Genomic DNA, 13829 nt, shown 5'->3' with positions numbered 1-13829 from the left:
CCTGGTAGCCCATAAATGGTGCACATTAAAACATAACAGTTCGCAACTTGGGATAAAAAAGTGGTCGAACCGCCATTGCGCCCTTATTTTATCTGCTTTGCCGCAGCGCGTCGGTGACGAATAATCTCAATCACACCCGGAAGTATAGACACCACGATGATTGCCACAATCAACAGCTTAAGATTTTCCTGAACCATCGGCAGGGTGCCAAAGAAATACCCGGCGTAGGTAAACAGCAGTACCCATAACAGCGCGCCCGCTACGTTGAAAAGGGCGAAATGGCGATAAGACATATGCCCCATCCCGGCGACAAACGGTGCGAATGTCCGCACAATCGGTACAAAACGCGCCAGAATAATCGTTTTGCCGCCATGCCGTTCATAAAACTGATGGGTTTTATCAAGATAGCTGCGACGGAAAATCTTCGAATCCGGGTTACTGAATAATCGATCGCCAAAGAGTCGCCCGATGGTGTAGTTCACTGCGTCACCGGCAATTGCGGCAATAAGCATTAATACAACCATCAGATGCACATTCAGATCGTTCGTGCCGAGAGAAGCCAGCGCACCGGCAACAAACAGCAGCGAATCCCCCGGCAGGAAAGGCGTGACCACCAGCCCGGTTTCGCAAAAGAGGATCACAAACAGGATCGCATAAACCCAGATGCCATACTGTGCCACCAGCTCCGCCAGATGCACATCGATATGCAGGACGAAATCAATAAGGAAGCGTATTAAGTCCATATTTACTTATGCCTTTTATGAATTGCGACTAGTCCGCCAGGAACAGCGGGCCCATTGGCGCAACCGGAAGGTCGAAGCGCGCTGGATAATCCACCGCCACCAGATATAACCCTTCCGCTTTCGCCGTTGCTGCCGCCAGCGTGCGATCCTTGACCGCCAGCAACTCTGCTATCCAGCTCTCCGGCTGGTTGTGGGCACCTACTTCCATCAGGCTGCCGACAATATTCCTGACCATATGATGTACAAAGGCATTGGCTTTGATATCAACCACAATGTAATTGCCGTAGCGACTGACGTTGATATGCATCAGATTGCGCCACGGCGTGCGCGACTGGCACTGCACCGCGCGAAACGAGGTAAAATCATTTTCGCCAAGCAGGCACTGCGCGGCGCGATGCATCCGCCCGGCATCCAGCGGCTGGTGATAGTGTGTAACACCGTGCCCTAACACCGCCGGACGTAAACGATGGTTGTAAATAATGTAGCGGTAACGGCGAGCCGTAGCGCTGAAACGAGCGTGAAAATCATCGGCAACAGTTTTTACCCAGCGCACCGCGATGTCACCAGGCAAATTCGCATTTACCCCTAACGTCCAGGCGGCATCTTTGCGCAGCGCAGTCGTTTCGAAATGCACTACCTGCCCTGTCGCATGCACACCGGCATCAGTTCTTCCGGCGCAGAACACATTAATCGGCTCATTGGCGACCTGCGAAAGGGCTTTTTCCAGCTTCTCCTGTACACTGCGCACTTCTTGCTGACGCTGCCAGCCGTAATACTTGCTGCCGTCATACTCAATACCCAGCGCAATTTTGTAGACTGGCGCTTTGACTTCGTCCTGCATCAGTACAGATACTCCTGCACCAGTTTCTCGGCGGTTTTAACTGCCATCAGCGCGCCACCGAAGCGAACATTATCGGCCACCGACCAGAACTGGATCTGCTCCGGCATGCCGTAATCATTACGGATGCAGCCCACAGAAAGATGCGCCTGACCGGAAGCGTCGCCCACCTGGGTAGGAAATTCGTTCTCTTCAGACAGCACAATTTCGTCAAAACGGGCAAATGCATCGCGCGCTTCTTCGGCGGCCAGCGGACGCAGCGCTTCAAAACTGACCATCTGCGCGTGGCCGTAAAATACCGGCGACTGTACGCAGCTCGCGGAGATCATCAGACCGTCATCCTGCAAAATTTTGCGCATCTGATCGATAATCACCCGCTCTTCACGCACGCTACCTTCACTATCCGGCAGCAGCGGTAGCATGTTGAACGCAAGCTGACGGCCAAAATAGTCATCTTCATCAATCGGGATGCCGTTCAGCAGCTTGGCGCTCTGCCCGGCCAACGCATCGACCGCCTGCTTGCCGCTGCGCGAAACAGACAGCATGCTGGTGACAGCGACGCGTGAAAAACCGCCCTCGTCGATCAGCGGCTTAATACTGGCCAGCAGCTGGCTGGTCAGACTGTCTGGCACGGCAATAATATTGCGGTTGCGGTAATCCGCGAGCACAAAGGGGTTAACGTCCGGCATGACCAACGGCACATCCGGCTCCAGCGCAAACAGACCGCTGGTATCGATCACCAGGCAACCAGCATTGGTGGCCTCTTCAATCCAGGCCGCAGATGCCTGCGCACCGGCGACGAAAAACGCCAGTTGCGCCTGCGTCCAGTCAAAACTGGCAACGTCTTCAACGCGCACGGTTTTACCCGCGAAACGCAGGTTTTCGCCCGCGCTCTCTTCTCTGGCCAGCGCGTACAGTTCGCCTACCGGGAACTGACGTTCCTCCAGCGTTTCGATCAAGGCTTCTCCGACAGCGCCAGTTGCGCCAAGAACGGCAATATTCCAGCCTTCAGACATGGTGATTTACTCCAGGAAATAAAGCGTCCCTGCGGCATTTTTCCGCAGGGAGCATTAAGAAGACATTAACGGGCCGGGGTATGCGTGGCGTTAAAACCCAGTTGCTGCAACAGTGCGGCGGCACTGGCATCATCACACTGCACATACAGTGATGACCATTCGCGACGCTCAAGATAGTTTTTACGTAACTTGTCGAATTCACCCGGCGTGCCTGCCACTTTTCGCAGCAACGCATCGTCACGGCGCACATCATACACCAAATGCACCAGCCTTTTTAGCGTTGACTGATCGAGAGGACCGTGCAGCGTTATGCGGCCAAATTCCGGCGCAGGCAGCAGCGTATCGAGCGCTATTTGTGTATGTTTACCGATGAATTCACTATAAGCCTCAAACACTTGCGTTGTGCCGCGCGCTTTACCTTCAAGGGTATATCCGGCGATATGCGCGGTGCCAATGTCGACGTGTTGCAGCAGTTCCACGTTGAGATCAGGTTCCGGCTCCCAGACGTCCAGCACCACATGCAGCGCCTGTCCCGCCTGCAAACGCTGCAGCAGCGCCGCATTATCCACCACCGGCCCACGGCAAGCATTAATCAGAATAGTGCCAGGCTTCAGACGCGCCAGCAGAGCATCATCCGCCAGGTGCAGCGTTTTATACGGACCCTCTTTAAACAACGGCGTATGGAAGGTCAGCACATCGGCTTCCCGCACCAGCTCATCAAGCGAGCGGAAATCACCGTCATCGCCACGATCGGCGCGCGGCGGATCGCATAGCAGCGTGCGGATCCCCAACGCTTCGAGGCGCGCCTGTAAGCGCCCGCCCACATTGCCCACGCCGACAATCCCGACCGTACGGTCTTTGAGAGCAAAGCCTTCACGTTCCGCCAGCATTAATAGCGAAGAGAAAACATACTCGACGACCGCAATGGCGTTGCAGCCTGGCGCTGCGGAAAAACCAATCCCCGCTTGCTGCAAATACGCTTCATCAACATGGTCAGTTCCCGCGGTTGCCGTACCGACAAATTTGATCCCCGTCCCCTGTAATAATGCCTCGTTGACTTTCGTCACGGAGCGCACCATTAACGCATCAGCATCGGCCAGTTCCGAAAGCGGGATTGGACGACCGGGAACCGCTTTCACTTCGCCCAGACGGCTAAAAAGATCGCGGGCATAAGGCATATTTTCATCAACAAGGATTTTCACGCTACAGTACCTGTTTGAGAACGGGAGTTGAGCGCGCAAGTGTGCCATAATCTCGCCGCCAGGCATACCTGCAATGCCGACCACCGCCATGCGAGAGTAAGAGGAAATCCATGATGCAACCCATTCAGGGGACGCCTGCGCGCCCTCCCGGGCAAGAGCCGACACAAGCCGCGAATAATGCTGGCGAACAGCCCTTATCCACCCTGCAACGTACCGTGCTGGAGCGACTGGTTATTCGCTTGATCGCGTTAACGCAGCAGCAAAGCGCGGAAGTATGGGCTGGCATGAAACACGATTTAGGGCTGAAGAATGACGCCCCGCTACTCTCGCGTCACTTTCCGGCTGCTGAGCAGAACCTCAACCAGCGCGTGGAAACTGCAACGCAGAACCACACCACCCGCCAGGTGGTTTCGCAACTGACGGAGCTGTTAAGCCAGGGGAATAATCGCCAGGCGGTGAGCGATTTTATTCGCCAGCAGTTTGGTCAGACGGCGCTCAGCCAGTTGACGCCTCAGCAGTTAAAAACCGTGTTGACCATGTTGCAGAATAACCAGATTACCATTCCGCAGCCGCAGCAACGCCCGGCCACCGAGCGCCCGCTGCTGCCTGCCGAGCACAACTCGCTGAACCAGGCGGTCACGAAACTGGCGGCAGCGACAGGTGAATCCGGTAAATTGATCTGGCAGTCGATGATGGAGCTTTCCGGCGTCAAAACCGGTGAGCTGATCCCGGCGAAACATTTCGCGCCGCTGATGACCTGGCTGCAGGCGCGCCAGACGTTAAGCACGCACAGCGCGCCCACGCTGCACACTATCCAGACCGCCCTGAAACAGCCGCTGGATGATACGGAAATGCGCGCGATTACCGAGTATGCCCAGCAGACATGGCAGGCCACACCGCAGACGATCCTGACGACGGCGCAGGTTCAGGACATTCTTAATCATGTCTTTTTACGCCGCACAGAACGTGCGACGGGCACCCCGGAGGTTCGCGATATTCAGCCCATTTACAGCCCGTTTGTCGCCCCCATTGTCGACACAATAAAATCGATTTCCACGCGTCCGGGATTCTTTTTTATCGCCCTGCTTATCGCATTAGCGCTTTTCTGGCTGGTGAGTTAAAAAATTCCCCTCCGTGTGGAGGGGAAGTGATCGTCAAATATTCTCGCCGTTGTGTTTGATAACGTCCTGATACCACCAGAACGATTTTTTACGGCTGCGCGCCAGCGTGCCGTTACCCTCGTTATCTTTATCTACGTAGATTAAGCCGTAGCGTTTTTTCATTTCGCCAGTGCCTGCAGAGACCAGATCAATACAGCCCCACGGGGTATACCCCATTAAATCGACGCCATCTTCCACCACCGCTTTTTTCATTTCGCGGATATGGTTGTGCATATATTCAATGCGGTACTGATCGTTCACTACGCCGTCGCTTTCAGGCTGATCAATCGCGCCAAAACCATTTTCCACAACAAACAGCGGCAACTGATAGAGATCGTAGAAATAGTTCAGAGAGTAGCGCAGCCCAACCGGATCAATTTGCCAGCCCCAGTCGGAGGCTTTCACGTACGGGTTTTTCACCAGGCTTTTCGTCTCGTCGTAATCGAGGTGCGGGTTGTTTTCCTGAGCTTTAGTGACAAACGACATGTAATAACTGAAGCCAATATAGTCAACGCGTCCGCGCGTCAGGATCTGCAAATCCTCTTCGGTAATATCAAGTTTGAACTGGCGGCGAGCAAAATAATTGAGCAGGTGTTTCGGGTAATAACCGCGTACGTGAACATCGGTAAACCAGTAGCGCCGGTGCATCGCGGCGACCGACATCATCATATCATCCGGCGCGCAGGTGAGTGGATAAATCGGGCACATGGCGATCATGCAGCCGATTTTAAAATCCGGGTTAATTTTATGTCCGGCTTCCACCGCCAGCGCGCTGGCCACTAATTCATAGTGGGCGGCCTGATACATGATCACTTCGCGATCTTCACCTGCTTTATATTTCACGCCAGAGTTGGTGAAGGGCGCAAAATCTTCGTGATAGTTGGCCTGGTTGTTAATTTCGTTGAAGGTCATCCAGTATTTCACCTTGCTGCGATAGCGGGTGAACACGGCATTGGCAAAACGGACAAAAAAATCGATCAGTTTGCGATTACGCCAGCCACCATATTCGGTGACAAGGTGATAAGGCATTTCGAAATGGGAAAGGGTAATAACGGGTTCAATGTTGTATTTCAGGCATTCATCAAAAAGATCATCGTAGAATTGCAACCCGGCTTCATTCGGCTCCAGTTCATCCCCCTGAGGAAAAATACGCGTCCAGGCAATGGAGGTGCGAAAACATTTAAACCCCATTTCGGCAAACAGCTTAATATCGTCCTTATAGCGGTGATAAAAGTCGATGGCTTCATGGTTAGGGTAATTTTTACCAGGCAGCACGCCGTCGGTAATTTCACGCGGAACACCATGCGCCCCTGCGGTCATGACATCAGCAACGCTGATCCCCTTACCTCCTTCCTGCCAGCCGCCTTCCAGTTGATGCGCCGCCACCGCGCCGCCCCATAAGAAATCCGCTTTAAACCCAGCCATTGTTTTCTCCTTTCGCGTAATGATGGCAAAAGAATAAACAAGCCCGCAGGGAGATGACATCACTGCGGGCTCATTCTGTGAAACCGGTTGCAAAGAGTTTTATCGGACGATCATTTCCGCGCGCGGAAGGCCACCAGGGTGATCACAATACCGGTAACGGCGGCAATTGCTCCCGCAAGAAAAACCGACGGGTATCCCGCAGACGTTGCTAACAGCCCGGTTAACGGTCCGCTAAACGCGTAGGAGATGTCCTGAAATGCCGCATAGCCGCCAAGCGCCGTGCCACGCACCTGCGGCGGCGCGCGCTTGACGACTTCAACGCCCAGCGCCGGGAAGATAAGCGAGCAGCCACTGCCGGTCAGCGCTGCGCCCAGCAGCGCCATCCACGCGCCATGCGCCTGCCATAACAGCAGTAGCCCAACGGTTTCGATCACCAGCGAAGCAATTGCTACCCGCACACCGCCAAAACGGTCCGGCATCCAGCCAAACAAAATGCGCATCAGCACAAATGCGCCGCCGAAAGCCGTCAGGGTAAAGCCCGCCATTGACCAGCCCTGGCTGGCAAAGTAGAGCGAAACAAAGGTGCCGATCACCGCAAAGCCAACCCCCTGAAGCGCCAGCCCCAGCCCCGGCTGCCAGATAAGCCCGACCACACTCCACAGTGAAGGGCGATCGCCCGGATGCGCTGGCGTTTTGCGCACGCCGCCGTTAAATGCAAAGGCCAGCAGCGGCAATACCATGGTGATCGCTGCCAGGGCGGCGAAACCAAAGTGGCTGTGAACCAGCAACCCAAGCGGCGCACCAGCGGCCAGCGCACCGTAAATCGCCATTCCGTTCCATGACATCACTTTGCCAGAACGCGCGGGGCCAACCAGCCCCATTCCCCAGGTGAGCGTGCCGGTAAGAAGCTGGCTTTCACCGAAACCGAGGATCAGGCGTCCCAGAACCAACAGCGCAAATTTGGCAGCGGGCGCAACCGGCAACAGCGCCGCCAGCAGCCATGCTGCTCCGGCCAGAACACAGGCGATCATGCCCTGTATCACCGAACGTTTCGCGCCATATTGATCGGCAAGACGGCCGGCATAGCCGCGTGTTAAGACAGTGGCCAGAAACTGAATACCAACGGCAATTCCCACCATGGTATTACCGTAGCCCAACTCATTGTGGACAAACAGCGGGATCACCGGTAGCGGCAGGCCAACGGTCAGATAGGTCAGAAACACCGCAAAGGCGATACGAAACAGCGACATATTCGCTGACGAGGTTTTAACAGATTGAACGTCTACAGACATGCATTACTCCATAACGCAGAGTAAGGCGGGATTTGGAAGAACCACGCCCCCTCTACCTGAGTGCCAGGATTAAGGTGCGTTGGTTAACGTTAAACGCTTACGGATTATCGTGTTGATAATGTTGCGCCGAGGAGTTTGCCTGCCGCAACGGCAGTTTGTCAATGCATAAAAAAAGAGAGCCAGTGGCTCTCTTTTTCTGCTTACAGACAAACTTATTTCAGTTTGCGCATCACCAGCGTGGCGTTAGTACCGCCAAAACCGAAGCTGTTGGACATTACCGTTGTCAACGAGGCTTCCATCGGTTTTGTCACGATATTCAGGCCAACAGCCTGCTCGTCCAGCTCTTCCACGTTGATGCTCGGCGCGATAAAGCCGTGTTCCAGCATCAGCAGCGAGTAGATCGCTTCCTGTACGCCAGCAGCGCCCAGAGAGTGACCGGTCATCGCTTTGGTTGCGGAGATAGCCGGGCTATTGTCGCCGAACACTTCGCGAATAGCGCCCAGTTCTTTCACGTCGCCAACCGGCGTGGAAGTACCGTGGGAGTTCAGGTAGTCGATCGGTGTATCAACGTCTTGCATTGCCATCTTCATGCAACGCACTGCGCCTTCGCCTGACGGCGCTACCATGTCCGCACCATCAGAAGTCGCGCCGTAGCCAACGATCTCTGCATAGATGTGCGCGCCACGCGCCAGTGCATGCTCCAGCTCTTCAACAACAACCATGCCGCCGCCGCCCGCGATAACGAAACCGTCACGGTGTTTGTCATAGGTACGGGAAGCTTTTTCTGGCGTTTCATTGTATTTGGTGGACAGCGCGCCCATCGCGTCAAATTCGCAGGCCATTTCCCAGCACAGCTCTTCGCCGCCGCCAGCAAAAACGATGTCCTGTTTGCCCAGTTGAATCTGTTCTACTGCGTTACCGATGCAGTGCGCGGAAGTGGCGCAAGCAGAGCTGATAGAGTAGTTAACGCCGTGGATTTTAAAGGGTGTTGCGAGGCAAGCGGACACCGCCGACGCCATCGCTTTGGTCACCACATAAGGCCCCACAGCTTTCAGACCACGCGGGCTACGCATCGCATCAGCGCCGAAAACCTGAGATTTAGAAGAACCGCCAGAACCTGCAATCAGGCCCACGCGCGGGTTGTTCTGATAAACCTCGTCTTTCAGGCCAGCATCTTCGATCGCCTGCTGCATGGAAAGATAGGAATAGATAGAGGCATCGTTCATGAAACGAACCACTTTACGGTCGATCAAACCAGTGGTGTCCAGTTTAACGTTACCCCATACGTGGCTGCGCATGCCGGAATCTTTAAATTCCTGAGAGAATGTGATCCCTGAGCGTCCTTCACGCAGAGATGCCAGGACTTCCTGCTGGTTATTACCAATGCTGGAAACGATGCCCAGGCCAGTAATCACTGCACGTTTCATTCAATACCCCTAAGTCACACTAATTAAGTTTCGTGTCGCAAGATAGCGTACACTTGTACGCCGAACAAGTCCGATCAGACATTTTCGGCGGAAATTTGCGCCTTTCTTTGTCCCTCGTTAAGATCGGGACACTGCCTGATGGACGAGTAACTTACGTGAAACAAACCGCTATACAATCTGCCAACCTTGAATTCAACGCTGAGGGTACACCTGTTTCCCGAGATTTCGACGACGTCTACTTCTCTAATGATAACGGACTGGAAGAGACGCGTTATGTTTTTCTCGGCGGCAACCAACTGGAACAGCGTTTTCCTGAACACCCGCGCCCGCTGTTTGTGGTTGCGGAGAGCGGGTTTGGCACCGGTCTGAATTTTCTCACGTTGTGGCAGGCATTCGCGGCCTTTCGCGCAGCCAACCCTGACGCTACCCTGGAAAGATTACATTTCATCAGTTTTGAAAAATTTCCTCTCACCCAGGACGATCTGCGCAAAGCCCACGCGCACTGGCCGGAACTGGCACCCTGGGCGGAACAGTTACAGGCGCAGTGGCCGCTGCCCTTTGGCGGCTGCCACCGATTGCTGCTCGATGAAGGCCGTGTGACGCTGGATTTATGGTTTGGCGATATCAATCAACTCACCGATACGCTTGATGATTCCTTAAACCAGCGCGTCGATGCCTGGTTTCTGGATGGCTTTGCACCGGCGAAAAACCCGGATATGTGGACGCCAAACCTGTTTGCCGCAATGGCTCGCCTGGCAAGACCGGGCGGCACGCTGGCGACTTTTACCTCGGCAGGTTTTGTCCGTCGGGGTTTGCAGGAAGCGGGCTTTACCATGCGCAAAAGCAAAGGTTTTGGCCGCAAACGCGAAATGTTGACCGGCGTAATGGAGAACAGCGTTGCGCCTGCACCGCGTGCGCCGTGGTTTGCCCGCAGCGGAACCGAGGTACGCGATGTGGCGCTGATTGGCGGCGGTGTCGCCAGCGCGCTGTTATCGCTGGCTTTGTTGCGACGCGGCTGGCAGGTGACGCTTTACTGCGCCGACGACGCGCCCGCCGAGGGCGCATCCGGCAACCGCCAGGGAGCGCTTTATCCGCTGCTCAGCGCTCACGATCCGGCGCTGGCCCGCTTCTTCCCTGCGGCGTTTACCTTTGCCCGCCGTCTGTACGATGCGTTACCCGTGACGTTTGACCATCAATGGTGCGGCGTCACACAGCTTGGTTGGGATGAAAAAAGCCAACAAAAAATCGCGCAAATGCTGACGCTGGATCTGCCGCCGGAGATTGCCCGTGCGGTTGATGCACAAGCGGTGAAAGCCGAAACCGGCGTGGAAACGGAATGTGGCGGCGTGAATTACCCGCTCGGCGGCTGGCTCTGCCCGGCGCAGTTAACGGCCACCGTGATTCAGCTTGCCTGCGAGCAGGGTTTGCAGGTGCATTATGGACATGAAGTCGAACAATTAACCCGTGACGGACAACACTGGCAATTGCATTTCCGTGATGGCAGTGCGCGGGAACATGCGGCGGTCGTGCTGGCCAACGGGCATCGCATTCACCATTTCCCGCAAACGGAGAAACTGCCCGTCTACCCTGTTGCCGGCCAGGTCAGCCATATTCCGACCAGCAATATGCTCTCTGCGCTTCGCCAGGTGCTGTGCTATGACGGCTATCTGACGCCGCAGAACCCGCATAACCAGCAGCACTGCATCGGTGCCAGCTATCATCGCGGGCAACAGGAGGCAGATTACAGCGCGGCGGATCAGCAGCAGAATCGCCAGCGGCTTATCGACTGTTTCCCGCATGCAGCCTGGGCTAAAGAGGTGGATGTCAGCGATGGCGACGCGCGTTGCGGCGTGCGCTGCGCAACGCGGGATCATCTGCCGATGGTCGGGAATGTCGCCGACTTTGACGCCACGCTGGCAGCTTATGCCCAACTGGCGGAACGGCCGGAAGAAGCGGTCAGCGCACCGGTCTACGAAGATTTATTCATGCTTGGCGCGCTCGGTTCGCGCGGTTTGTGCAGCGCGCCGCTGGCGGCGGAGATTCTGGCTTCGCAGATGAGTGACGAGCCGATTCCGCTGGATGGCGAAACACTGGCAGCGCTTAATCCGAATCGTTTGTGGGTCAGAAAGTTATTGAAAGGCAGAGCGGTGAAGTGAATTTGCCGGATGTTGTTTTATCCGGCCTACAAATCCGCAGGCCCGGATATTGGCCGGATAAGCGTCAACATTACCCCGCCAAACGCCACTTAATGCGACTTCGCCTGCTGATAGAGGTTTTCCCACATGCCCATCACCAGCGCCTGATCGCGCGGCGACAGTTCTCCAGCCTGAATGGCGGTTTCCACGCTACTGGTGACTTTCTGGTACAGATTTTCCGGCGAATGGTTGTCATCGCCTTCCAGTTCAGCCACTGCCAGCGTCAAATGGCCGCGCAGATAACCGCCCGCAAACAACTCATCATCACTGGCGTGATCCACCATACTATCGATTAACGCCAGAATGCGTGATTCAAACTCCGCGATCATCTATCTTCCTCTTTTGACAACATGGCTTCAAAGATCTTCCGGCCATGGGAACTGTTCTGCCGCTAAAGGCGGCGTTTGATAATAATCCTGTAATGCCTTGATAAAACGCGCCGGGCGCGGGGGAATGCCCTGCTCCAGATAAGCCATGACCTGCGCGTGAACGCGGCGCTGGAACACGATACGATCTGGCTCGACATCGCCTTCCAGGTTGTCGCAACTGACATTAAACGGGAAACCCGCCGCCACGCAAAACAACCAGTCAAACGCCTGCGGTTTTACTTCAACATCCTCGAACTGCCCCTGCGTTACGGCATCGCGGCCGTCAGGGCAATACCAGTAGCCAAAATCCACCTGCTTGCGACGCTCGGCACCGGCGATACACCAGTGCGAAATCTCATGTAACGCGCTGGCATAAAAACCGTGAGCAAAAACAATGCGGTTATACGGCGCGTCCGCATCAGCAGGAAGATAGATCGGTTCGTCATCGCCTTTAATCAGACGGGTATTAAAATCGTCGGCAAAGCAGCCGTCAAAAATATCAATCAATTGTTGGTAGTGATGTGTCATACGTTCACCCCCAGAAAATGGAGGATCTCCTGGCCGTGACTGTCATAAAGAAGTTTTGCACTCATCACCGCCGAGACAATCACAATCATCGGACGAATGAGTTTTTGCCCTTTGCTGAGCACCAGACGCGAGCCCATCCGCGCGCCGAGAAACTGCCCGGCCAGCATAATGAAACCCGTGCCCCACACAACTTTGCCGCCAATAATAAACAGCAGCAGACCGCCGACATTCGAGGTGGCATTCAGCACTTTGGCATGCGCGGTGGATTTCGCCAGGTTGAACCCTGCGAGCGTCACAAAAGCCAGCGCGTAAAATGAACCGGCGCCGGGGCCGAAGAAACCGTCGTAAAAACCGACACAGCCGCCAGACACCAGCGCAAACGGCAGCCCGTACAAACGACGCTGACGATCTTCCTCACCCAGCTTCGGCATCAATAGAAAGTAGAGACCGATACAGATCACCAGAACCGGCAGGATTTGACGCAGCACATCCGATTGCACGTGCTGCACCAATAGCGCACCGGTGGTTGAGCCGATAAAGGTCATCAGGATATTGAGTTTCTGATCGGCAAGATTCACCACTTTGCGGCGGATAAAATACAGCGTCGCAGAAATCGAACCGCCGCAGGCCTGTAATTTATTCGTTGCCAGCGCCTGGGCTGGCGTCATACCTGCCGCCAGTAACGCAGGCACCGTTAACAGCCCGCCGCCGCCCGCCAGCGCGTCAATAAAACCGGCCAGCAGCGCGACAAAAAAAAGCACCACCAGCAGTAATGGCGATACCATAAACAGTTGTTGAAAGAGTTCCATCAGAGTGCGTGTTCATCCAGTAAAGCCTGACAAGACGGCGGCAATGGCGGCGGCGTCTTTTTCTCAGGGATTGTGCTGCCGGGTTTCGCCGGTTCAAACCAGCTTTGCAGTTCTGCGCCGCAACCGTCGCCAGGCGGCGGCAGAGGTTGATCCTGGCACTCCAGGCTATCGGCCGGGCAGCGCAAACGCACGTGCATATGCGCACGATGCTGGAACCACGGACGCACTTTACGCAGCCAGTCGCGATCGGTTCCGGCATCGAGGCAAAGCTGCTGTTTGATCGCCGGATTAACGAAAATGCGCGTCACATCGTTATCTTGTGCCGCCAGCTTGATCATGCTACTGATTTCCGGCTTCCACAGCGCGGGCACGACCTGCTTACCATCGCGTGAGACAAGATCCAGCGCCTGTGGTTTCAGCAACTGCGCGGCGCTCCAGCGCGTTTTCGGCAGTTGCAGGAAGATATCAACATCCAGCCCGGATTGATGGCTGGCGTGGCCGCCGTTGAAACGTCCACCGGCCGGCATTCCCATATCGCCTACCAGCACCGTACCCAGCCCCAGATTGTGCACCTGAGTGCTCAGACGCTGAATAAACAGCACCAGATCGGGATGGCCAAAATAGCGCCGCTGGTCAGTACGCATCACCTGATAGTTGTCCGATTGCAGCGGCAGCGCATGCGCACCAACAATACAACCATTGGCGAACGCGCCAATGGATTGCGGGCTACCGGCGACCGGATGCGTCAATTTTTGCCACGGAGTCGCCGCCGTCGCGGCGGCGCACACCAGCAGAGTTAACAGCGCAATTGCCGTTTTTTTCATTG

General features: G+C 55.4%; 13 protein-coding genes. 2 read left to right on the top strand and 11 right to left on the bottom strand.

Translation table 11 applies throughout. The features are described 5' to 3' along the window. Positions 1-83: 83 nt before the first annotated feature. The 4 genes from AWR26_RS07995 to pdxB form a co-directional block, all read right to left on the bottom strand. Entirely contained in the window at positions 84-743 is a 660-nt protein-coding gene (locus AWR26_RS07995; RefSeq protein WP_064564830.1) for a DedA family protein, read from the bottom strand. A gap of 28 nt (positions 744-771) precedes the next feature. Then, entirely contained in the window at positions 772-1584 is an 813-nt protein-coding gene (truA, locus tag AWR26_RS07990; RefSeq protein ID WP_043952873.1) for a tRNA pseudouridine(38-40) synthase TruA, read from the bottom strand. Further along, entirely contained in the window at positions 1584-2597 is a 1014-nt protein-coding gene (locus AWR26_RS07985) for an aspartate-semialdehyde dehydrogenase (protein WP_064564828.1), read from the bottom strand. Before AWR26_RS07985 ends, truA begins: the two co-directional genes overlap by 1 nt. Positions 2598-2662: 65 nt before the next feature. Next, the gene (gene pdxB, locus AWR26_RS07980; RefSeq protein WP_064568977.1) at positions 2663-3799 is read right to left on the bottom strand and encodes a 4-phosphoerythronate dehydrogenase PdxB; all 1137 of its coding nucleotides are present in this window, start codon (positions 3797-3799) and stop codon (positions 2663-2665) included. A 113-nt stretch (positions 3800-3912) separates the two neighbouring features. Here pdxB and flk point away from each other — a divergent pair, with 113 nt between their 5' ends. Continuing rightward, the gene (gene flk, locus AWR26_RS07975) at positions 3913-4920 is read left to right on the top strand and encodes a flagella biosynthesis regulator Flk (RefSeq protein WP_064564826.1); all 1008 of its coding nucleotides are present in this window, start codon (positions 3913-3915) and stop codon (positions 4918-4920) included. Positions 4921-4953: 33 nt separating this feature from the next. Here flk and AWR26_RS07970 read toward each other — a convergent pair whose 3' ends face one another. The 3 genes from AWR26_RS07970 to fabB all read right to left on the bottom strand — a co-directional run bounded on the left by AWR26_RS07970 (position 4954) and on the right by fabB (position 9103). Beyond that, complete coding sequence (locus tag AWR26_RS07970; RefSeq protein WP_043952870.1) at positions 4954-6384, bottom strand: 6-phospho-beta-glucosidase; 1431 nt, start codon at positions 6382-6384, stop codon at positions 4954-4956. 110 nt (positions 6385-6494) lie between these two features. After that, entirely contained in the window at positions 6495-7676 is a 1182-nt protein-coding gene (locus tag AWR26_RS07965) for an MFS transporter (RefSeq protein ID WP_064564825.1), read from the bottom strand. A 212-nt stretch (positions 7677-7888) separates the two neighbouring features. Continuing rightward, on the bottom strand, positions 7889-9103 hold the full coding sequence (gene fabB, locus AWR26_RS07960; RefSeq protein WP_064564823.1) for a beta-ketoacyl-ACP synthase I: 1215 nt from the start codon (positions 9101-9103) through the stop codon (positions 7889-7891). A gap of 155 nt (positions 9104-9258) precedes the next feature. On the opposite strand from fabB, the gene mnmC reads away from it, so the two are divergent. Further along, on the top strand, positions 9259-11259 hold the full coding sequence (mnmC, locus tag AWR26_RS07955) for a bifunctional tRNA (5-methylaminomethyl-2-thiouridine)(34)-methyltransferase MnmD/FAD-dependent 5-carboxymethylaminomethyl-2-thiouridine(34) oxidoreductase MnmC (protein ID WP_064564820.1): 2001 nt from the start codon (positions 9259-9261) through the stop codon (positions 11257-11259). An 89-nt stretch (positions 11260-11348) separates the two neighbouring features. Here mnmC and AWR26_RS07950 read toward each other — a convergent pair whose 3' ends face one another. Genes AWR26_RS07950 through mepA form a run of 4 tightly spaced genes read right to left on the bottom strand, consistent with a single transcriptional unit; the run spans position 11349 to position 13827 of the window. Beyond that, the gene (locus AWR26_RS07950) at positions 11349-11627 is read right to left on the bottom strand and encodes a YfcL family protein (RefSeq protein ID WP_064564818.1); all 279 of its coding nucleotides are present in this window, start codon (positions 11625-11627) and stop codon (positions 11349-11351) included. Positions 11628-11654: 27 nt separating this feature from the next. Further along, positions 11655-12194 (bottom strand): elongation factor P hydroxylase, encoded by a 540-nt coding sequence (locus AWR26_RS07945; RefSeq protein ID WP_007371042.1) that lies wholly within the window; start codon positions 12192-12194, stop codon positions 11655-11657. Beyond that, positions 12191-13003, bottom strand: a complete 813-nt coding sequence (locus tag AWR26_RS07940; protein WP_064564816.1) for a sulfite exporter TauE/SafE family protein — start codon at positions 13001-13003, stop codon at positions 12191-12193. Before AWR26_RS07940 ends, AWR26_RS07945 begins: the two co-directional genes overlap by 4 nt. After that, positions 13003-13827, bottom strand: coding sequence for a penicillin-insensitive murein endopeptidase (gene mepA / locus AWR26_RS07935; RefSeq protein ID WP_064564814.1), 825 nt, complete (start codon positions 13825-13827; stop codon positions 13003-13005). Before mepA ends, AWR26_RS07940 begins: the two co-directional genes overlap by 1 nt. Positions 13828-13829: the final 2 nt, after the last annotated feature.

The sequence above is a fragment of the Kosakonia oryzae genome, from assembly GCF_001658025.2.
GTDB classification, from domain to species: domain Bacteria; phylum Pseudomonadota; class Gammaproteobacteria; order Enterobacterales; family Enterobacteriaceae; genus Kosakonia; species Kosakonia oryzae.
This window is presented reverse-complemented; position numbering and strand designations above follow the sequence as displayed.

Bases quoted from the DNA above. Each gene is read 5' to 3' on its own strand.
- AWR26_RS07995 (WP_064564830.1), bottom strand. From the start codon at position 743: ATGGACTTAATACGCTTCCTTATTGATTTCGTCCTGCATATCGATGTG.
- truA (WP_043952873.1), bottom strand. From the start codon at position 1,584: ATGCAGGACGAAGTCAAAGCGCCAGTCTACAAAATTGCGCTGGGTATT.
- AWR26_RS07985 (WP_064564828.1), bottom strand. From the start codon at position 2,597: ATGTCTGAAGGCTGGAATATTGCCGTTCTTGGCGCAACTGGCGCTGTC.
- flk (WP_064564826.1), top strand. From the start codon at position 3,913: ATGCAACCCATTCAGGGGACGCCTGCGCGCCCTCCCGGGCAAGAGCCG.
- AWR26_RS07970 (WP_043952870.1), bottom strand. From the start codon at position 6,384: ATGGCTGGGTTTAAAGCGGATTTCTTATGGGGCGGCGCGGTGGCGGCG.
- AWR26_RS07965 (WP_064564825.1), bottom strand. From the start codon at position 7,676: ATGTCTGTAGACGTTCAATCTGTTAAAACCTCGTCAGCGAATATGTCG.
- fabB (WP_064564823.1), bottom strand. From the start codon at position 9,103: ATGAAACGTGCAGTGATTACTGGCCTGGGCATCGTTTCCAGCATTGGT.
- AWR26_RS07950 (WP_064564818.1), bottom strand. From the start codon at position 11,627: ATGATCGCGGAGTTTGAATCACGCATTCTGGCGTTAATCGATAGTATG.
- AWR26_RS07945 (WP_007371042.1), bottom strand. From the start codon at position 12,194: ATGACACATCACTACCAACAATTGATTGATATTTTTGACGGCTGCTTT.
- AWR26_RS07940 (WP_064564816.1), bottom strand. From the start codon at position 13,003: ATGGAACTCTTTCAACAACTGTTTATGGTATCGCCATTACTGCTGGTG.
- mepA (WP_064564814.1), bottom strand. From the start codon at position 13,827: ATGAAAAAAACGGCAATTGCGCTGTTAACTCTGCTGGTGTGCGCCGCC.